Below are 19,290 nucleotides of genomic sequence, written 5' to 3' on the forward strand. Positions count from 1 at the left end.
GGACGGTTCCTGCGCCGGAAGCAGGCCTGGTGGCGCTGGGGACATGGATCGGCGCGCGGTTCGCACACTCACCAGCGCGAGGTCGCCTTGCCGTAGATGTAGAGTGCTATCAGCCCAATCGTGACGGCCGTAGAGAAAACTACGACGCGACGATCCCAGTCGATCCGCGTCCGCTCTGCACGGCCGAGATTGAGGGCTGTGAACAGGGCCTTCATGGCAAATCGGCGCATCGGGCTGCCTCGTAGGGACAGTAGGATGCCATGATCCGCATGGGCCGGCTTGACGCAGCTCAAATCAAGCCGGCTCTTGGCGGGTAGCCAATTACACTGGCGGCGGATTGCGGTCGGAGAAGGTCCCGCGCTGGTGCCAATACGGGTAGGGCAGCGTCACCTTGCTCGCGGCATCGAGCTTTGCGATCTGGTCCTTGGTCAGGGACCAGCCGACCGAGCCGAGATTCTCGCGCAATTGCGCCTCGTTGCGGGCGCCGATGATCAGCGTCGACACGGTCGGGCGCTGCAGCAACCAGTTCAGCGCGATCTGCGAAACGCTCTTGCCGGTCTCCTTGGCGACCTCGTCGATCGCCTCGACGACGCGATAGACGTGTTCGTCCGGTACGGGCGGCCCGAAATCGGCAGTCTGGGGCAGGCGGCTCACTTCGGGCTTCGGCTGACCGCGGCGGATTTTTCCGGTGAGGCGCCCCCATCCGAGCGGTGACCAGACCACGGCACCTAACCCCTGGTCCAGTCCGAGCGGCATGAGCTCCCATTCATAGTCGCGCCCGACCAACGAATAGTAGGTCTGGTTGGCGACGTAGCGCGGGAAGCCGTGCTTGTCGGCAACGGAGAGCGACTTCATCAGGTGCCAGCCTGAGAAATTCGAGACGCCGACATAGCGGATCTTGCCGGCGCGCACGAGCACATCGAGGGTCGCAAGCACCTCCTCAGGCGGCGTCATGGCATCAAAGCCATGGAGTTGGAACAGATCGATATAGTCGGTGCCGAGACGGTTCAGTGAGCCATCGATGGCCGCGAGCAGATGCTGCCGTGACGAGCCGATGTCGTTGGGGCCATCACCGAAGCGGAACGTCGCCTTGGTCGAGACCAGAACCTTGTCGCGCCGGCCCTTGATGGCTTCGCCGAGCACGCGTTCGGATTCACCGAGCGAATAGACGTCGGCGGTGTCGAACATCGACACGCCGGCCTCGAGGCAGATGTCCAGAAGGCGCCGCGCTTCCGTCGCGTCGGTCGTCCCCCATGCCGCGAGGCGGCCGACGCCACCGAACGTGCCCGTGCCAAGGCTCAAAGCGGGCACCATGAGGCCGGACCGGCCTAAGCGTCGGTATTCCATCGAACTGCTCCTCGTGGCCGCCAGTTGATCGGCGCGGCCTTGGAAGCGAATGGTAGTGCAGGTCTATGTGTCGGGCCATCACATGAACACATGGCGGCTCTGCTTGAGGGAGCTCCAAGCTCGTGACGCTGTTGTGATCAGCGGTCCGCGTCGCGTACAAGCAGGGGCTTAGCGCGCCAGATCGTCGAGGAGCCTGAGCACTTCGACAGAGGCTTCTTCAACCATGGAAATCTCCTTGAGAGCGCCGGAGAGATCACCGTCTGCGAACAGCTTGGCGGCGCGCTTGCCATGTTCGTGAACCTCCGCATGCGGTCTTTCGAGCAGCCCAAAGGACCGGTGATTGCGCATCGCGAGGGAGCCTTCGCCGTAGTACCATTTGCCGAGCCGGCAGGAATGATGATCGGCGAGCTCGTCGACCTTCAACGTCGTTCGTCCGACTGCCATATCGGCGAGGCGCTTCTTCCAGATGACGTGATCCGCCTTGGCTAATCGCGGAATCTTGTTGTCGAACGACAGGCTGGCAAGATCCTGGAGTTGTCGGCCGGCGATATCCTGGCCGACGTCGAGCTGCGAGGATATACTCTTGATCTGCTCGACATTGGCTTGGGTCATTCGCGCGATCGCGGAGATACCTTCGGCTACCTCGCGAGATGCATCGGTCTGCTGATTGAGGATATTGGCGATCTCATGCATTCCGTGAGTGAGTGTGGTCGTCTGGCTTTCCACGCCCGACATCTCTTCGCCCAGCTGTGTGACGACGTTCTTGCTCTCGACGGCCGCAGACCTGCAGTCCGACATCGCGGCCACGATTAGCTCGACCTCGTTTCTCAATCGTTGGATTCGGTCACGAATGTCTTCGGTTGCCTTGCCAGTCTGCTGCGAAAGCGCCTTGACCTCTGAAGCGACAACGGCAAAGCCACGCCCGGCTTCGCCGGCGCGCGCTGCTTCAATCGTCGCATTCAGCGCCAGGAGATTCGTCTGCCTTGCGATCGCGTCGATCGACGAGACGATGGCGCCAATTTCTTCGGAGGCGGCGCTGAGTGCCACGATCTTGTCGGAGGCTTCGTTGGCCGTCGCTTCGACACGCTCCATCGCCTTGGACGCCTGCCGGACGGTCGTCATGCCTTGGTCGGCGCTCGATTTCATTCTGGCCCCGCTGCCGGCCGCATCTTCTGCGTTGGCCCTGATCTGGCCGACCGAGGCGACCATCTCCTCGCTTGCTGCTGCGAGCGCCTGGGTCCTCTGGTCGACGTCTCGACAAGCCGTGAGCATCCGGGCCGCGGAAATCGCGGTTTCATTGCTTTGAACATTGAGATCCACGATGCCATCGAGCCTCTTCGAGGCATCGTCAGCCAGCTTGGCTGCGAGCTTAGAGACGGCATTGGAGAGACGGTCGCTGCCTAGGTGGCCGGGCGCAAGGAAGTTGCCCTCAATCAAGGCCTCGATCCACACGGCCAGTGTCTCATCGCGATTCGCGGTGGTCGACGGTCGTTCCGGCGCCGCAAGATCATCGTCAGGGAATTGTGTCGGACTCTTGCGGCTGATCACAGCGAGAATGGACATGTGGCGATCCGAGACGGCTCTAGTGGACGGGTGGCATTTCTACGCCGCCTCTGCTGAAGATCCCGTGAATTCGCCTATCGGAATTTGGCAGCGGGCCTCTCAGTGCCGCAGCTGGCTTTGCCTGTAGTCGCGCGGTGACATCCCGAAATGCTCGCGGAAGACGCGGCCGAAATGCGAGACGTCGTTGAAGCCCCAGGCAAACGCGATCTCACTGATGTGGCGATGGGCGAGCAGGGGCGAGGCGAGGTCGCGCCGGCATTGTGCCAGACGCTCTGCAAGCACATGGCGCTGGAACGAGGTGTCCTCGTCGGCGAGGAGATCGTTGACATAGCGCGCGGAGATGCCGAGCGCGGCGGACGTGTCGGCTAGCGAGAGGTCGGGATCGGCGAGGCGCGCGCGGATATGCGCCTTGAGCCTGTAGAGCAATGCGGAGCGATGCGTCGAAGACGGCAGCGATGTGGCGCCGAGCCGTTCGCTCAGCGCCATCGCCAGCAAGTCGACCGCCTGCTCGGACAGCGCAGTTGCGCTGCTCGGCGCAAGCCGATCCGCGCTCTGGCAAAGGCGGAAGATGAAATCATAGGCGAGCCGCTCGAGCGGCGCGTCGGCCGCGAACGTGATCGCGGTGAGCGTCTCGGTGCCGCCGAGCCGCCGCTGCAACATCTCGCGTGGCACCTTGAAGATGCTCTGGGAGAACGTATCCCTGAACTTCAGCTCATAGGGACGCGTGGTATCGTAGAGTGCGAACTCGCCGGGATGGATCACGGTTTCGCGGCCGTCCTGCGTCACACCACCATCGCCGCGATTGCCAAGTGCAACGAGGACATAGTCCTGATCGGAGCGCGCGATGCGCGAGGGCGTGCGGAAGACGTGTTGGCGCTCGGAGCAGACCTCGGAGCAGACGGCTTTGCCAAGCGGGGCCTGGGTGACCGAGCCGTGAAAAGCGCTGCCGAGGTCGGACTTGCAGTCGAGCCCGACAAACACGTCGCAGACGATGTCCTGCCAGAGGGCGAGCCGCCGGTAACCGGGGCTGCCGTCTGTCGTGAACTGGATTGTCATCGTCAGGCCTCCCTTTCACGTCCAGCAAACCGCATGGTGGCGCAGATCCGCCTGATTGCAGGCAAGTTCCGTACCGGAGCGCGATCCCTACCAGTGTCTTTGCCAGTCGAGTTTTTGTTCCGCGGTGGTCGAGCGCGCGGTCGCCCGGCTTGGCCCAATAGACTGCATCGGACGTGGTTTGGGATCAACCGGCAAGGGAGGCGGCAATGGGCATCGAACATCCGAAATACAAGGTCGCGGTGGTGCAGGCGGCGCCGGCCTGGCTCGACCTCGACGCCTCAATCGACAAATCGGTCGCGCTGATCAGGGAGGCGGCCGAGAAGGGCGCCAAGCTGATCGCGTTTCCGGAGGCGTTCATCCCCGGCTACCCCTGGCATATCTGGATGGACTCGCCAGCCTGGGCGATCGGCCGCGGCTTCGTGCAGCGCTATTTCGATAATTCGCTATCCTATGACAGTCCGCAGGCCGAGCGTCTGCGTGACGCCGTGCGCAAGGCGAAGCTGACCGCGGTGATCGGCCTGTCCGAGCGCGACGGCGGCAGCCTTTACCTCGCGCAATGGCTGATCGGCCCCGACGGCGAGACCATCGCAAAACGCCGCAAATTGCGGCCGACCCATGCCGAGCGCACCGTCTATGGCGAGGGCGACGGCAGCGATCTCGCGGTCCATGCGCGCGCTGATATCGGCCGCCTCGGTGCGCTGTGCTGCTGGGAGCATCTCCAGCCACTGTCGAAATACGCGATGTACGCCCAGAACGAGCAGGTGCATGTCGCGGCCTGGCCGAGTTTCTCGCTCTACGATCCCTTCGCGCCGGCGCTCGGCGCCGAGGTCAACAACGCTGCCTCGCGCGTCTATGCCGTGGAGGGCTCGTGCTTCGTGCTGGCGCCTTGCGCAACGGTGTCGCAGGCCATGATCGACGAACTCTGCGACCGGCCGGACAAGAATGCGCTGTTGCATGTCGGCGGCGGCTTTGCCGCGATCTACGGCCCCGATGGCAGCCAGATCGGCGACAAGCTCGCACCGGACCAGGAGGGACTGCTGATCGCCGAGATCGATCTCGGCGCCATCGGCGTTGCCAAGAACGCCGCCGATCCTGCCGGGCATTATTCGCGGCCGGACGTCACGCGGCTGCTGCTCAACAAGAAGCCCTACAAGCGCGTCGAGCAGTTCGCGCTGCCGGTCGACACCATCGAACCCGCGGACATTGCCGCGGCGGCGAGCTGATCACCGGGATCGAAGGGAGGAGGTACCAGCATGGAATCTGCAATTCCCGCGCATCTTGAAACCCAGCGCACGTGCCACAAGCGCGTGCCCGATGATTATCAGCCGCCATATCCATCCTTCGTGGCGCGCTACAAGCCCGGTGTGAGCCGCGTGGTGATGGCTTATTTCGGCGTGCAGCATCGCGGGGCGGCGTCGGCGGCTGCGATGGGCGCGCTCGCTGAAATCGCCGGGCTGTTTGCCGGCGAGGGCGGTCCCACGCATTGGGACCGCGCGCACTATGTCGATCAGGCCGGACATACCAACATCGTCACGGTGGCCTATTGGGATGACATCGCACGCTTCGACACCTGGTTTGCGCCAGCGCATCAGGCGTGGACCGGAAAGCCGCGCGACGGCATCGGCACCTTCATTGAGGTGCTGCGCCCCACCGTGGCGCGGCATGAAACGCTGTTCTCCTCGCTCGGCAGGCCCGAAGGGGTCGCAGCGATCGCCGACAGCATGAGCGGCGAGGTCCAGGAGCACGCCTATTGGGGCGGCATGCGTGACCGCATTCCGCTGTCGCAGACCGACCCGATGTCGCCGGGCGGTAATCCTGAGCTGATCCGTGACGGTGCACGCCTGCGCGTGAAGGCGCACGACAATCTTTGCCTGATCCGCTCCGGGCAGGACTGGAGCGATACGGAGGCGTCGGAGCGAAAGCTCTATCTCGACGACGTCGAGCCGGTGCTGCGTGAGGGCATGGATTTCCTGCGCGACGATGGGCTCGGGATCGGTTGCTATGCCAACCGCTACATGCAGGTGCTCTCGGTTGACGGCAAGGCGACTGAAAAATCCTACGGCCAGAGCTGGTGGAAGAGCCTCGCCGCGCTGGAACGCTGGGCGGAATCGCATCCGACTCACGTGAAGATATTCGGCGCGGCGATGAAATATCTCTCGACGCTGGGGCCGTCAGCGAAGCTGCGGCTCTATCACGAGGTCACTGTGGCGGCTGCCGATGAGCAGTTCTTCGAATATCTGAACTGCCATCCGAAGACGGGAATGCTTGCGGCGGTCGAGACGGTGACCGCTTAGCCGACGCAGTGGCCGAGCAGCTCCGGATGCGCGGCGCAGATGTGATGCGCGCCGGCATCCCGGAGCTCGGCCTCGCTGCCATAGCCATAGAGCACGCCGATCGCCGTCATGCCGTTGGTTCGGGCGCCGACGACGTCATGACTGCGGTCGCCGATCATGACGGCGCTGCCCGCATCGACTCTTGCCTCGTCGAGCGCGTAGCGAAGCAGATCCCGTTTGTCGACGCGGGTGCCATCGAGCTCGGAGCCGAACACGCGCTCGAAATACGGCTTCAGGCCGAAATGATCGATGATGCGGGTGGCGTAGACCGCAGGCTTGCTTGTTGCCACAAACATGCGCGTGCCGGTCGCGGCCACCGCCGCCAGCGTGTCGTGGATGCCCGGATAGGGTGTGTTCTCGAACAGCCCGACCTCGGAGAACCGTTCGCGGTAGAGCAGGAGCGCCTGGTCGGCCAGCGCCTCGGTTCCGGTCAGCGCCTTCAGGCTCGCATGCAGCGGCGGCCCGATGCACCAGGTCAATTCGTCCTGGCTCGGGACCGCCATGCCAAGTTTTTTCAAGGCATACTGGATCGAACCGGTGATCCCGGGCTTTGGATCGGTCAGCGTGCCGTCGAGATCAAAATAGATTGTCTGCATCCTGGCCGGGCTCGGCGTTGCTAATTCCTGCCGTTGCTAGTTGCCTTGGGGTCCGAATTCAAGGGCCGATATTGGGAGCGACATGGCGTTCGCCGGGGCTCAGAAGCTGATCAGTTGGCTGCTCGCGGCGGCGTTCGTTTGCACGCCGGTGCTTGCCGAGAATGCCCCGATGCCTCCGACGCAGCTTGGCCCCGAGGCGCCGGCAAAACAGGCGGGGAACGAGCCTGCGCGCGAGAGCGACACGCGGGAGTCGATCTGTCTGATTGTGGAAGCGGCCGCGCGCGATGCCAATCTGCCGCTGGAATTCTTCGCCCGCGTGATCTGGCAGGAGAGCCGATTCCAGGCCGATGCAGTGGGGCCTGTGACGCGCAGCGGCGAGCAGGCGCAGGGGATTGCGCAATTCATGCCGGGAACGGCGAGCGAGCGCGGACTGCTCAATCCCTTCAATCCGGTGCAGGCGCTGCCGAAGTCGGCCGAGTTTTTGAACGAGCTGCGCAACCAGTTCGGCAATCTTGGCCTCGCTGCCGCCGCCTACAATGCCGGGCCGCGACGGGTGCAGGAGTGGCTCGCCGGCACCGGCGGCATGCCCGAGCAGACGCGCAACTACGTCTACGCCATCACCGGCGCGACGGTCGACGCATGGGCCAAGGCCGGCAGCACGGGCAAGGGACCGCCGAGCTCGCCGCCGACGAGCTGCCGCGACCTGATGGCGCTGCTCAAGCGTGCGCCGAACCCGTTCGTCGCCGAGCTCGAGCAGCATGTCGAGCTCGCTGCCGCGAAGATCTGGGGCGTTCAGCTCGCGGCCGGCTTCGACCGCAACAAGGCGCTGGCGATGTATTCCCGCGCCGTAACGCGCCTCACTGCCGTCATCGGCGACCATGATCCCAGCCTGCTCTCCTCGGTGGTCCGCAGTCGCGGCTCGCACGCCTTCTATCAGGTGCGCATCGGCGCTGACACGCGAAGTGAGGCGGACGATCTCTGTAACCGTATCCGCAAAGCGGGCGGGGCGTGTTTCGTGCTGAAGAACCGCGGCGTCAGCGGGTAGGGAGCACCGTGCATGCCAGCCCCGCCGCAGGCTTCCTTGACGCGGGTGCTTGCATTGCCCGTTATGCAGGCACGATTCCTCTCCGGTCGGCCAGTCTCCCGTGGCGCTTCCTTCGCTCGATTCCCCGCAATGGCAAAGCCCGTGGCGCGCCTTCGCCTGGGGTGTGCGCTCGATCACGCAGACGATCCTCACGCTCGTCCTGTTCGCGACCTATCTTGGCATCGGCGCGCTGGCTCATGACACCCATTTCAGCTTGCTCTGGGCGCTCTGCTCGACGCTGTTCGTCTGGGCGGGGCCCGCGCAGATCATCCTGATCACGACGCTCGGCTCGGGCGCCACCATCATCCAGTCGGCGATCGCGGTCACCGTCAGTGCGATCAGGCTGTTTCCGATGGTAGTCTCGGTGCTGCCGTTGATGCGCACGCCGACGACCAAGCGGCGCGAGCTGTTTTTCGCGGCACATCTGACGGCGGTGACGCTGTGGGTGGAATGCCATCGCTTCCTGCCGCTTGTGCCGCGCGAACGACGCATCGCCTTCGTCAACGGGCTCGGCTTCGGCTTGGTCTCGGTGTGCCTGACCGCGAACACGCTCGGCTATTTCCTCGCCGCCAATCTCACGCAGACATTGGGCGCTGCAATCCTGCTGCTGACGCCGCTGTCGTTCCTGTTCTCGACCGCACGCAATAGCCGCGAGGTCGCAGACGTGGTCGCGCTGACGCTTGGAATTTTGCTCTATCCGCTGGCCGCGAGGATGAACTCCGGTCTTGACATCCTCGTCAGCGGCGTGGCGGCCGGCACGATCGCCTATGGCGTGCACTGGTGGCGGGAGGTGCGCGCATGAGCGCCGCGCAACTGATCGGCGATTGGCAGGCGCTGGTTGTGCTGTTCGTCGCCGGGGTTGTGCCCAACCAGATCTGGCGCATGCTCGGCCTGTGGTTCGGCGGCGGTATCGATGAGGGTTCGGAACTGCTGGTTTGGGTGAGGGCGGTCGCGACCGCGATCCTCGCCGGCGTCATCGCCCAGATCGTGGTCGAGCCGCCCGGTGCGCTCGCCAGCGTGCCGGATGCTCTGCGCTATGGTGCGGTGGCCGCCGGCCTCGTCGTGTTTCTGCTGACCCGCCGTTCGATCTTCGCGGGCGTCGTCGCCGGTGAAGTGTTCATGCTGGCCGGCAAGTGGTGGTTAGGCTAAAACCGCCTCCGAACAGCCAAGGAACAGGAAATATGGTTCGCGAAAACGAGCTCCGCGAGGGCGAGGTCGCCATCGAGCTGCCGTCCACGGAAGATGCCGGCCTCGTCTTCATCGGCCGCATCCGCACGCCCTGGACCTCGCGGCTGGAGACGCCGCGGCAGGGGCGCCAGGACGGCCCGATCTGTCGCCTCGAGATCTTCGAGCCGTTCGTGCCGGCGATCAAGGGCGTCGATTTCTACAGCAATCTCGAAGTGCTCTACTGGCTCGACCAGTCGCGCCGTGACATCGTGCTGCAAAGCCCGAAGAACAACGAGAAGACCCGCGGCACCTTTTCGCTGCGCTCGCCGGTGCGGCCCAATCCGATCGGCACCTCGATCGTCAAGCTCGTCGGCATCGAAGGAAATACAATTTTGGTGCGCGGGCTCGACTGCATCGACAATACGCCGCTGATCGACATCAAGCCGGATCGTTGCGAGTTCACGCCGCTGGCCGCGCCGCAGCCGGGAGATTTCCAGACGGAGTGACGATCAGCTCTTCAGCGCCGCGATCAGCTTGGCCGCGTTCTCTTCCAGCACCTTGACGTCTTCCTTGCGGCTCGCGGGCGGCAGCATGGCGACGCCGTCATGGCGCGGCATGACGTGCATGTGCAGGTGAAACACTACCTGTCCGCCGGCGGGCTCGTTGAACTGCTGCACAGTGATGCCGTCGGCGTTGAATGCCTTCATCGCGGCCGCAGCAATCTTGTGAGCGCCACGGGCGACATGGGCGTAGTCGTCCGCCTTGATGTCGAGGATGTTGCGGGCAGGAGCCTTCGGGATCACCAGCGTGTGGCCAGGCACGCGCGGCATGATGTCGAGGAAGGCGAAGACATGCTCGTCTTCGTAGACCTTGTGGCAGGAAAATTCGCCGCGCAGGATTTTTGCGAAGATGTTGTTCGGGTCATAGGCGGTCATGGCAGCGGCTCCCAAGAACTCTGCGCTTACTGTCACCAGCGACGGCAAACCGTCAAGGCGCCTCGTCGATGCCTTTCCGGAACGGGCCGAGTTCGGCCAGCTCCCGCCCAGCCTCCGCGACATAGGCGCGCTCGCGCTTGAGATAATCGTCGATGGCGCGGCGCAGGCCCGGATCGGCAATGAAGTGGGCGGAATGGGTCGTTCGCGGCAGGTAGCCGCGCGCGATCTTGTGCTCGCCTTGCGCACCGGCCTCGACATGCGTGAGACCACGCTTGATCGCAAAATCGATCGCCTGGTAGTAGCAGACCTCGAAATGCAGGAAGGGGTGATGCTCGACCGCGCCCCAGTTGCGGCCGAACAGCGTGTCCGAGCCGATGAAGTTGATCGCACCTGCGATCCATCGGTTGTTGCGGCGAGCCATCACCAGCAGCACGTCCTGGCTCATGGTCTCGCCGACCAGCGAGAAGAATTCGCGCGTGAGGTAGGGCCGGCCCCATTTGCGCGAGCCGGTCTCCATGTAGAAATCGAAGAAGGCGTCCCAGGCATCCTCGGTGATGTCCTTGCCGGTGAGCCAGTGGATGGTGATCCCCGCGGCAAGCGCATCGCGCCGCTCGCGCTTGATCGATTTTCGGTGGCGTGAGTTCAGTGTCGCCAGGAAATCGTCAAAGGTCGTAAAGCCCTCGTTGTGCCAGTGGAACTGCTGGTCGGTGCGCTGGAGGAAGCCGTGCTGGGCAAGCAGCTTCCACTCGGCCTCGCGCGCGAAGGTGACGTGCACCGAGGACGCCTTGCTGACGCCGCACAGCGCCACCAGGCCGCTCGCCAGCGCCTCGGTGATGCGCTCGCGATCGACGCCGTCACGCACCAGGAGCCGCGGCCCGGTGGCCGGCGTGAAGGGAACGGAGACCTGAAGCTTGGGGTAATAGCGGCCGCCGGCGCGCTCATAGGCGTCGGCCCAACCGCGGTCGAAAACATATTCGCCCTGGCTGTGTGATTTCAGATAGCAGGGCACGATTCCAGCGACGCGGCCGTCGATTTTGGCCACAAGGTGCCTCGGTCCCCAGCCGGTGCGGATCGTGGCCGAACCTGATTTCTCAACGGCAGAAAGAAAGGCGTGCGAGACGAACGGGTTATAGCCGGACTTTAACAGGCCGAGCGAGTTGCCTGGAAGCCCGGATGAGATTCCCAAGCCGTGCTCATTGCAGGAATTCTCATTAAGAGCCCTGCCAGGATTAGCGCAGGCGTCCCAATCCTCCGGCGAGACTTCGCCAATGGACGGGACCGCCTCCAAGGTGATTTCGGATGATGCCATTGCGCCCAAGATCGTGCATTGCAGCAGCGACTTCAAGGGTCGCGAACATCAAGCCTACGGCAGGAAGCCCTCGAAAATCATCTGATCGGCATATTGCGCAACCCGAGTCCGCTGCTCCGGTGTACGGGTGGTCCAGCCGAGCAGGGCGCAGCCGAAGACGTTGCGGGCGATCCAGGGGGCGGGCGCCGGCAGGTGATCGACCTTGAAGGCGACGAAATGCGGCTGGGTCTGAAAGCCATGGCGCAGGTACAGCATGCTGTCGCGCTGTTCCTGAGTGAGATAGGTCCAGTATTCGTCCTCATAGCTCCGCTGCGCGACGATACCGCGCGGGCGGGAGGGCAGTAGCTCGCGCAGCGCCAGCACCTGGTCGGGGTCGAAGGACATGCCGACCGCATGGCCCTGATAGGACGCCAGCACCTCGGCCATCCTCTTCACCAGCTTGCGGTCGCCGTCAAAATGGCTCTTCACCTCGATCACCAGCGGAACGCGGCCGGCGACCATGGCGCAGAGGTCACTGAGCGACATCATCCGCTCGGGCGTGTCCTTGAACGTGATGGCCTTGAGCTCGGCCGCGGTCTTGGCGACGACCGGGCCAGTGGCGTCGGTGAGGCGGCCGAGCGCATGGTCGTGATGCACCATGGCCTCGCCGTCAGCGGAGAGCTGAATGTCGACCTCGATCGCAAAATTGCCTGCGATCGCGGCCTGCACCGCGCCCGGCATGTTCTCGACGATGCCGCGAGAGATGTCATGCAGACCGCGATGGGCGACCGGCCGCGCTGTCAGCCAATCCGGAGCACGCACGATGCTGACCTCAGGCGACCTCGAACACGCCTTCGACCTCGACTGCCGCGTCCGCGGGCAGCGAGGCGACGCCGACCGTGGTGCGGGCGTGGCGGCCCTTGTCACCGAAGGCGGCGACCATCAAATCGGAGGCGCCGTTCAGCACCTTCGGTCCGTCCACGAAGTCCGGCGCCGAGTTGATGAAGCCGCCGAGGCGCACCACGCGCACGACCTTGTCGAGATCGCCGAGCGCAGCCTTGACCTGCGCGAGCAGATTGACGGCACAGCCGCGCGCGGCTGCGGCACCGTCCTCGATCGAGACGCCGGCGCCCAGCTTGCCCTTGGCGATCAGCTTGCCGGCAGGGTCGAAGCAGACCTGACCGGAGACGAACAGCAAATTGCCGGTCCGTACGAACGGGACGTAATTGGCGACGGGAGATGGGGCCTGGTGCAGCTTGATGCCCTGTTCCGCCAGTTTCTGCTCGACCGTGCCTGCCATGTCTCGACCTCGATGTCTGAAAACTCGTCCGTCCGGTGCGTTTGGGTAGCCGCCGGGTGCGCCCTGTTTCGCCCATCGTGCCGCCACATGCAAGCAAGCGGATTTGTTCGCGCGAGGGCCGGGGCGGACTGCATTTTCCTGAGGCAGGTCAGAAGGTTCGATCGAGAGGCGCAACTTTACGTGAAACCGCCGCAGTTGCGACGCAATGGAACGGTCATTAAAGTGTCGAATCTGCGCGTCCCCAGGGAACAGATATGGTGCACCTTTTCCGGACTTCACTCGGTGTGATGGCGCTCGCGGCGGCCGCACTTGGCGCCGGCAGCAGCGCGCATGCCGCGAACGGTCCGTTCCTCGCGCACCAGGCGCTCTATGATCTGAGCCTGGTCAAATCGCGCTCGAATTCGATCAACAGCGCGCGCGGCCGCATCCTCTACAATTTCGCAGGCAGCGCTTGCGAGGGCTATACGTCCGAATTCCGCCAGGTCTCCGAGCTCGACAGCGGCGAGGGCAAGATCACGCTCAGCGACCTCCGCTCCAATTCCTGGGAGGATGCCGGCGGAAAAAGCTACCGCTTCAAGATCGAGACGCGGATGAACGAGGCCGAGGCAGGCCTCGTCGACGGCTCGGCGGAGCGCGACGGCGACCACATTAACGTCAAGCTGAAATTGCCGGCGCCGAAGAATTTCACCCTGGACGGCAAGATCGTGTTCCCGACCGAGCAGATCCAGCGCATCATCGCAGCCGCCAAGGACGGCAAATCGCTGCTTGAGCTCTCCGTCTATGACGGCTCCGACGATGGCCAGAAGGTCTACAACACGCTGACCGTGATCGGTCAGCCGATCCCCGCCGACCGCACCGCCTCGCCAGATCCGTCGACAGCGGACGAGCACATGAAATCGCTGACGCGCTGGCCGGTGACGGTCAGCTATTTCGATCGCGAGGCCCAGCAGAAGGAGGGCGAGCAGACGCCCGTCTACGCGATGTCGTTCGAGCTTTACGAGAACGGCGTCTCCCGCCAGCTCGTGCTCGATTACAACGATTTTGTGATCTCCGGCGCGATGGGCAAGTTCGACGTCAAGGACAGCAAGCCCTGTAATTGAAGAAGCCCTGCAATTGAGCGGCGATACTAGCCCTCAACGCCATCTCCGGTTACGCTCGCTTCCAATCATAAACGTCGGGAGCCAGCCCATGCCCAAGCTCGATCATCTCCGCCCCAGCGGCCTGCATCACAATCCCGCTTATTCCCACGTCGTCACCGCCTCCGGGGCGCGAACGATCTACATCTCCGGTCAGGTGTCGACCGATGAGGAGGGGCGGATCGTCGGCGAGGGCGATATCGCCGCGCAGACCACGCAGGTGATGCAGAATCTCGGTCACGCCTTGAAGGCGGCCGGCGCCACTTACGCCAACATCGTCAAGATCACGACCTTCGTCGTCGGCTACAAGCCGGAGCTGCGCCCGATCATCGGCAAGGCCCGCTCGGCCTTCTTCGAAGGCATGGAGCCGCCAGCCTCGACGCTCGTCGGCGTCTCTGCGCTGGCCGCGCCGGAGTGGCTGATCGAGATCGAGGCGATCGCGGTCGCGGATTGAGGTCACAGGCCGCGCTTCCGCAAGAACTCGAAAACAACCCCATGCACAGTAGAAACGCTGTCTCGGAACGGCGCGCGTTTCGGTTTTTTAGAATTTACTTTGACGCGTCGGGCAAAACAGTGGTACTATGCAATCGTAGCCATTCGAGCACGGCAACGGCCGATCGGGTCAGCCGAGGCGATCATTCGGAACGACGACCATTTCTACCCTGACGAAGAGGAGCTGCAGCTTGACGATCCAAGTTCGGCTATCGTCGGCTTCGGTCATCGGCGTCGGAATGTCCGCTGTCTGACTGGACGCGGATTAAGGTTGGACAGCATCGTAAGCCCGGTTGTGACTCCTTGGCGGAATTCTCCCTTCCTCAACTCGAAGACCAATGCGATGTAGCTTGCTGGCTCCCGCATCTCGCTCTGAGCTAGCAGGCAGGACTGCTACAAGCTAACATTGAGCCCCGGGGTGAGGTTGGAGCAGGGTATCCGGGCCGCCTCTGGGTTTCCGAAAGGTCGAGGGGCGATTAGTGGACGGGCTTGTGACCGAGGAAGAGTGGCCGGAGCCGAACTGGCAAATTAAACTGCCTGAAGCCGCGGGCTGGTCCCCAAACGCGCTCGCTAATGTAGACGCAATCGCGGGTGAGATTGGGACCGCTGCTCTCATGATCATCGAACGCGGAGCCGTCGTTCATCAGTGGGGTGCGGTTGCTCATCGCTTCATGTGTCATTCGATTCGTAAGAGCCTCTTGTCGGCTCTGTTTGGCATTTACGTTGCTGAAGGAAAAATTGATCTCTCTTCCACTCTCGCCTCACTCGGAATCGACGACAAGGAGGGACTGACCGATCGCGAGCGCCTAGCGTCCGTAAATTCACTGCTCATGGCACGCTCCGGTGTCTTCCATCCGACAGGGTATGAAACCGCCTTGATGATCGCGAGGCGGGAAGCACGTCACAGCCATGGCCCAGGAACCTTTTGGTGCTACAACAACTGGGATTTCAACGCGCTCGGCACGATATTCGAGCAATGCGCCGGTCTTAGCTTGTTTGAGGCCTTTCGGGATCGGATCGCGATACCCTGCGGCATGGAAGATTTCCGTTATGGGCCGGAAGCGAAGGACGGAGATTACGTGAATCTCGAGAACAGCATCCATCGGGCCTATCCATTCCGTCTCACCGCTAGGGACCTAGCGCGATTTGGACTGCTTTATCTCCGTGGCGGACGTTGGGGTTGTCACCAAGTGGTTCCGAAGAAGTGGGTGAAGCTCAGTGTACAGCCATATTCAGATGCGGGGGCGGCCGGAGCATATGGTTACATGTGGTGGGTGGTCCGCGACGGTATCCATTTCCCCGAAACGATTATGCCTCCGGGCTACAGTGCTCAAGGAGCTGGTGGTCATGTGATGATGGTACTGCCGAAGCAGGAGCTCGTATTGGTGCACAGGGTTGATACAGATGAAGGTCGAGCCGTCTCACCGCTACAGCTTGGTCGCCTATTTGAAGCAATACTCAGCGCAAAGTATGACGCGCTGTACTAGGGATGGCCGATTATCAGCCTGTGTGGCAGTTCCCGGACGGCTAGCAGATTCTTGGTCCGGTTGTTGACGGCAGCTTCTGTAGTCCGAAGCTGACCTATCGCTTCGTTTCTCGCGGTGGCCGCTTCTGGCCCGCAGCTGCCCCCCGAGTGCCGCGTCTCGTTATAGGATAAGCCGGACCAGCGGCACGACAAGCCCGACCGCCGTTTTTGAGCCATCCAAGATATTGGATCAGCCTCCGAAGCCATACGCACAACAAGCACAACAATGGGTCTTAGTCGGTGCGCTTGAACAATTCGGTCTTATTACCAGTGACAACCGTCAGTTCGGATGGTCTTCCGCTATCGTCGCCGGCAAATCGCAGTCTCAAGTTAAGCGCTCTCGCGACAAATTCCCCGGTGACCGCAGGATACGCCGCAAGCGCCCGTTGACCTGCAAACTCGATGAGAAGGTGGTCTCGCTGCTGCCTCACGCATATCTTGCGGTTCGCGTTCTCGTAGGTTCCGGCATGCGCGAGGTCAGGTACGGCCTCGCTGATCCGTGGAATATCTTGGAGCACTGGCCAGCCATACTCGCGTCCTACTGCAGCCACGATCTCGCTCCGCAACATCGAGCCTTGATTGGAATTCAGCATCACAACCACGCCTTTGCCAATTGCCGGCAGCATCAGCATTGTGGCTACGTACCCATGATCCCAGCCGTGGTGGAAGAACCGAAAGTTCTGCTCCTTACCTGCGCAAAACCAGCCAAGCCCCACGAATTCCTGCCCGATCTCCTGGTCCGGCAACTGAGGACGAAGCATGCTCTTCACCGTCCCGGGCGCGAGGCCGAGTTTGGAAACATCGCCGCGTAACGACCGCATCATCTCAACGCCCAGCGCCGTAAGATCGGCGGTCGTGGTCCAGAGCCCCGCAGCTGCCATTTCGGGATAGACGTGGTGGCCGCCTTCTATCTCGGTACCGTTCAAGGGGTGACCTCTGGCCGCTCGTTTGGCGAAAGCGGACGGCAGAGGCTGTTCGAAGCTGCTATCCGTCAAACCAGCCGGCTCCAGGATGAGTTTGCGCATTAGCTCGGGAAACGGCGTTCCCGTCACGTCGACGACAAGTTGCTGAGCAATCGTCGTCCCACCACCTGAATAGCGGTGCTGCGTACCCGGGAGTATATCAACCACGACCGGCTGAGTGTTTGCTGGAGGGACGCCGCTCAGGACTTGAGGTATCGTCGGCCACGGCCCTGAAGCGGGATAACCGGGAAATCCGTGTATCGTGGTGCCTGCAGTGTGGCTCAACAGCTGCCGCAGCGTGATGCGCGGTTGCCATCCGTCTCTCCCGGGTACGCGCCACGATTTGAGATAGTCGTTGACGTCGGCATCGAGATCGATGACTCCGGTTTCGACGAGCTTCATCAAGGCCAGGGCAAACACCGGCTTGCTGATCGAGCCGGATTGGAACGGCGTATTCGCCGTTGCCGGTTCAGCCCCCGCGGCAAGCGTGCCAAAGGCGCGGGTCCACGCCACCTCGAAGTTATCAATCACACCCACGCTCAGCGCAGGTGTGCAGGTTTGCGCCATCCTTTGATGAACGGAAGCGGGCAGACCATACTGGCCCGGAATGGTGGTCTCCTCGCGCAAATCCGAAACAACTCGACCGATCTGCTCTTCCAAGTGTGAAGTTGACATAAGGCTCAGTTTCCAACATGGTTACAAGTTGTTGCAATGATCAATTGCAACCGCGAACTCATGATAGTCAAGGGCACTTAAAGTCCGCGGTTGGACCGAAGGGGCTGATCCGGTACTTCGATCGGAAGTCAGCTGCTCCCAATGTAGCGGACTCGATATGCTCGACCCGGGTTCTATCGCGTCTGACCAATCGGTGACGTTCCAATCGCATCCTAATTCAGGATCTGAAATCCTACGTCGGGGAAATCGTGGTGGAAGCCCTGGAATTGCTGACAAGGCGTCTGCGATTGAGGACGCCTCAAATCGATGATGCGGACGCAATCCAATCGATCGTGGCGGACCCGCGTGTTGCTCTCACCACCGCGTCAATCCCACATCCTTATCCGGAAGGCGGAGCGAAAGGTTTCGTCCTGCATGTCCGAGGGGTAGCGAGTCGCGAGAGGCGTAATCTGGTGATGACCCTCCGTGAGAGCGACGAATTGATCGGAATGGTCGGGTATCAGACCAAGGAGTTGGAGGCTGAACTGGCGTACATGGTGTCTCCAACCCACTGGGGACTCGGGTATGCCAGCGAAGCTTGTAAGGAGATCGTCGCGCACATTTTCAACGCGACGGAAGCTAAGGCAGTCATTGCTCGGGCGATGACTGAAAACAAGGCTTCCGAAGCTGTCCTCAGCAAGGCGGGGTTGCGTTGGCAGTCCGAAATGCCCGTGGAGCTTCCGATACGCTCCGGCACTTTCCTGACTTCATTTTGGCGGCTTGATCGTGAGGATTTCTTAGGCTGACAGAACGACCGTGTCTGAAACCGGCCCTCAGCGCCGAACCTCAACCTCGCCTCAACTTCGCCTTGGCGTCGGCTTTTTGGGGGGACCGACGCGGTCGCGGTCATAACCGATCGACGCAAATACCCCATTGCCGGCCTTCCTTGGCGCCCCCAAATCTGAGGAGGACTGCGGGTGAAAAACGAAAGGTCGTGCAATGGACGTCTATACGGTTCGAGAGGCCAGGCCCGACGAACAACGTGAGCTCACGCGCCTCTGTGTGCGAGCGACGATGCACGCGGGACACGACGAAGCGTTCATCGACCGAACCATGCCCGCGCTTACGATAACTGTACCATTGATTGGTGCGAATTGTGTTCAAGTGGTAGAAGACGGCACCAGTACACCTGTCGGTGTCGTTGCGGTGACGCCGACCGCGCTTCAGGGAATTGCGCAGATTTACGGCCTATATGTTGATCCAGCACATTGGAAACGAGGGATCGGTCGAGTTCTGTTCGGGGCGGCCGTAGCTCGCGCAAAAGGGATAAAGGCTGGGGCCCTCATGATCACTGCCGAACCTTCGGCGGAAGGGTTTTATAAGCGCATGGGGGCCATCCGAATCGGCGAAGGACCATTTTACTTCTCGCCCGAAACGATACTGCCTTCCCTCCTGTACGTCATTCCTCGCGAGGCATGATGCTGTACCATGCCGTCTCGGTGGCTGCTTATGGCCCCTGAGTAAACCTGCGGCTTGGTTGTCGGATGCTCGTCCACTTGCCGGTATCCGTGCTGTGCTTAGCGCAAAGAAGGAGGATTGAATGCCGTTCAAGCCGCTGGAACTGAGAGAGATGACTCCGGAAGAGAGAGAAAAGCGTGATCTTGCAATAAAGCAGGCACGAGGCTCTGAGAAGGAAGACGCTGCTGAAAAGGCGGTGAAGCTCAGATCGTCATCTGCAAGGAAGAAGTAGTAGCAGCGACGACAAGCGGCCCGCGGCCGGATCACGAAGCTCACGAATGGAAGACACAGCCTCGGCTATACGCCGAGGCTTCTGTTTGCCAGATGTCCGGAT

The 19,290-nt window shown here is 62.3% G+C and carries 22 protein-coding genes; 12 read left to right on the top strand and 10 right to left on the bottom strand.

The window, feature by feature from the left end:
- Positions 1–68: 68 nt before the first annotated feature.
- The 4 genes from XI06_RS14295 to XI06_RS14310 form a co-directional block, all read right to left on the bottom strand.
- On the bottom strand, positions 69–230 hold the full coding sequence (locus tag XI06_RS14295; RefSeq protein ID WP_237861608.1) for a hypothetical protein: 162 nt from the start codon (positions 228–230) through the stop codon (positions 69–71).
- Between the two features lie 91 nt (positions 231–321).
- A complete protein-coding gene (locus XI06_RS14300) occupies positions 322–1,347 on the bottom strand; it encodes an aldo/keto reductase (RefSeq protein WP_271605635.1) in 1,026 nt (341 codons plus the stop codon).
- A gap of 168 nt (positions 1,348–1,515) precedes the next feature.
- Positions 1,516–2,910, bottom strand: coding sequence for a methyl-accepting chemotaxis protein (locus XI06_RS14305; protein ID WP_271605636.1), 1,395 nt, complete (start codon positions 2,908–2,910; stop codon positions 1,516–1,518).
- A 99-nt stretch (positions 2,911–3,009) separates the two neighbouring features.
- Complete coding sequence (locus tag XI06_RS14310) at positions 3,010–3,966, bottom strand: helix-turn-helix domain-containing protein (RefSeq protein ID WP_237861612.1); 957 nt, start codon at positions 3,964–3,966, stop codon at positions 3,010–3,012.
- Between the two features lie 206 nt (positions 3,967–4,172).
- Here XI06_RS14310 and XI06_RS14315 point away from each other — a divergent pair, with 206 nt between their 5' ends.
- Both XI06_RS14315 and XI06_RS14320 read left to right on the top strand, forming a co-directional pair.
- Positions 4,173–5,189 (top strand): carbon-nitrogen hydrolase family protein, encoded by a 1,017-nt coding sequence (locus tag XI06_RS14315; protein ID WP_271605637.1) that lies wholly within the window; start codon positions 4,173–4,175, stop codon positions 5,187–5,189.
- A 30-nt stretch (positions 5,190–5,219) separates the two neighbouring features.
- Entirely contained in the window at positions 5,220–6,260 is a 1,041-nt protein-coding gene (locus XI06_RS14320; protein ID WP_271605638.1) for a phenylacetaldoxime dehydratase family protein, read from the top strand.
- Here XI06_RS14320 and XI06_RS14325 read toward each other — a convergent pair.
- Positions 6,257–6,895 (bottom strand): HAD family hydrolase, encoded by a 639-nt coding sequence (locus XI06_RS14325; protein ID WP_237861615.1) that lies wholly within the window; start codon positions 6,893–6,895, stop codon positions 6,257–6,259. The two genes, XI06_RS14320 and XI06_RS14325, sit on opposite strands and share 4 nt — an antisense overlap.
- Positions 6,896–7,064: 169 nt before the next feature.
- Between XI06_RS14325 and XI06_RS14330 the strand changes: the two genes are divergently transcribed.
- From XI06_RS14330 to tsaA, 4 genes are all read left to right on the top strand, one after another.
- The gene (locus XI06_RS14330; protein WP_271605646.1) at positions 7,065–7,940 is read left to right on the top strand and encodes a lytic transglycosylase domain-containing protein; all 876 of its coding nucleotides are present in this window, start codon (positions 7,065–7,067) and stop codon (positions 7,938–7,940) included.
- A 100-nt stretch (positions 7,941–8,040) separates the two neighbouring features.
- Positions 8,041–8,781 (top strand): AzlC family ABC transporter permease, encoded by a 741-nt coding sequence (locus tag XI06_RS14335; RefSeq protein WP_237861616.1) that lies wholly within the window; start codon positions 8,041–8,043, stop codon positions 8,779–8,781.
- Positions 8,778–9,128, top strand: coding sequence for an AzlD domain-containing protein (locus XI06_RS14340; protein WP_237861617.1), 351 nt, complete (start codon positions 8,778–8,780; stop codon positions 9,126–9,128). The genes XI06_RS14335 and XI06_RS14340 overlap by 4 nt, the downstream gene beginning before the upstream one ends.
- A gap of 32 nt (positions 9,129–9,160) precedes the next feature.
- Positions 9,161–9,652: a tRNA (N6-threonylcarbamoyladenosine(37)-N6)-methyltransferase TrmO gene (gene tsaA, locus XI06_RS14345; protein ID WP_271605639.1), complete on the top strand. Its 492-nt coding sequence runs from the start codon at positions 9,161–9,163 to the stop codon at positions 9,650–9,652.
- Between the two features lie 3 nt (positions 9,653–9,655).
- Here tsaA and XI06_RS14350 read toward each other — a convergent pair whose 3' ends face one another.
- The 4 genes from XI06_RS14350 to XI06_RS14365 are packed head-to-tail and all read right to left on the bottom strand — an operon-like array spanning position 9,656 to position 12,669.
- The gene (locus XI06_RS14350) at positions 9,656–10,081 is read right to left on the bottom strand and encodes an HIT family protein (RefSeq protein WP_237861620.1); all 426 of its coding nucleotides are present in this window, start codon (positions 10,079–10,081) and stop codon (positions 9,656–9,658) included.
- A 52-nt stretch (positions 10,082–10,133) separates the two neighbouring features.
- Positions 10,134–11,390 carry a GNAT family N-acetyltransferase gene (locus XI06_RS14355; RefSeq protein ID WP_271605640.1) on the bottom strand — a complete coding sequence of 419 codons (1,257 nt, stop codon included), beginning with the start codon at positions 11,388–11,390 and terminating at the stop codon, positions 10,134–10,136.
- A 54-nt stretch (positions 11,391–11,444) separates the two neighbouring features.
- Positions 11,445–12,191 carry a glycerophosphodiester phosphodiesterase gene (locus tag XI06_RS14360; RefSeq protein WP_237861622.1) on the bottom strand — a complete coding sequence of 249 codons (747 nt, stop codon included), beginning with the start codon at positions 12,189–12,191 and terminating at the stop codon, positions 11,445–11,447.
- Between the two features lie 10 nt (positions 12,192–12,201).
- Complete coding sequence (locus tag XI06_RS14365) at positions 12,202–12,669, bottom strand: RidA family protein (RefSeq protein ID WP_237861623.1); 468 nt, start codon at positions 12,667–12,669, stop codon at positions 12,202–12,204.
- 254 nt (positions 12,670–12,923) lie between these two features.
- Here XI06_RS14365 and XI06_RS14370 point away from each other — a divergent pair, with 254 nt between their 5' ends.
- From XI06_RS14370 to XI06_RS14380, 3 genes are all read left to right on the top strand, one after another.
- A complete protein-coding gene (locus XI06_RS14370; protein WP_237861624.1) occupies positions 12,924–13,769 on the top strand; it encodes a cell envelope integrity EipB family protein in 846 nt (281 codons plus the stop codon).
- A gap of 88 nt (positions 13,770–13,857) precedes the next feature.
- Entirely contained in the window at positions 13,858–14,259 is a 402-nt protein-coding gene (locus tag XI06_RS14375) for a RidA family protein (RefSeq protein ID WP_128951360.1), read from the top strand.
- 529 nt (positions 14,260–14,788) lie between these two features.
- Positions 14,789–15,784, top strand: a complete 996-nt coding sequence (locus tag XI06_RS14380; protein WP_271605641.1) for a serine hydrolase domain-containing protein — start codon at positions 14,789–14,791, stop codon at positions 15,782–15,784.
- Positions 15,785–16,055: 271 nt separating this feature from the next.
- On the opposite strand, the gene XI06_RS14385 is transcribed toward XI06_RS14380, so the two are convergent.
- On the bottom strand, positions 16,056–17,444 hold the full coding sequence (locus tag XI06_RS14385; protein WP_271605642.1) for a serine hydrolase domain-containing protein: 1,389 nt from the start codon (positions 17,442–17,444) through the stop codon (positions 16,056–16,058).
- Positions 17,445–17,710: 266 nt separating this feature from the next.
- Between XI06_RS14385 and XI06_RS14390 the strand changes: the two genes are divergently transcribed.
- The 3 genes from XI06_RS14390 to XI06_RS14400 all read left to right on the top strand — a co-directional run bounded on the left by XI06_RS14390 (position 17,711) and on the right by XI06_RS14400 (position 19,188).
- Complete coding sequence (locus XI06_RS14390) at positions 17,711–18,244, top strand: GNAT family N-acetyltransferase (protein WP_271605643.1); 534 nt, start codon at positions 17,711–17,713, stop codon at positions 18,242–18,244.
- 193 nt (positions 18,245–18,437) lie between these two features.
- Entirely contained in the window at positions 18,438–18,917 is a 480-nt protein-coding gene (locus XI06_RS14395; protein ID WP_271605644.1) for a GNAT family N-acetyltransferase, read from the top strand.
- Positions 18,918–19,038: 121 nt separating this feature from the next.
- Positions 19,039–19,188: a hypothetical protein gene (locus XI06_RS14400; RefSeq protein ID WP_271605645.1), complete on the top strand. Its 150-nt coding sequence runs from the start codon at positions 19,039–19,041 to the stop codon at positions 19,186–19,188.
- Positions 19,189–19,290: the final 102 nt, after the last annotated feature.

This window comes from Bradyrhizobium sp. CCBAU 11434 (assembly GCF_028128895.1).
Lineage (GTDB): Bacteria > Pseudomonadota > Alphaproteobacteria > Rhizobiales > Xanthobacteraceae > Bradyrhizobium > Bradyrhizobium zhengyangense.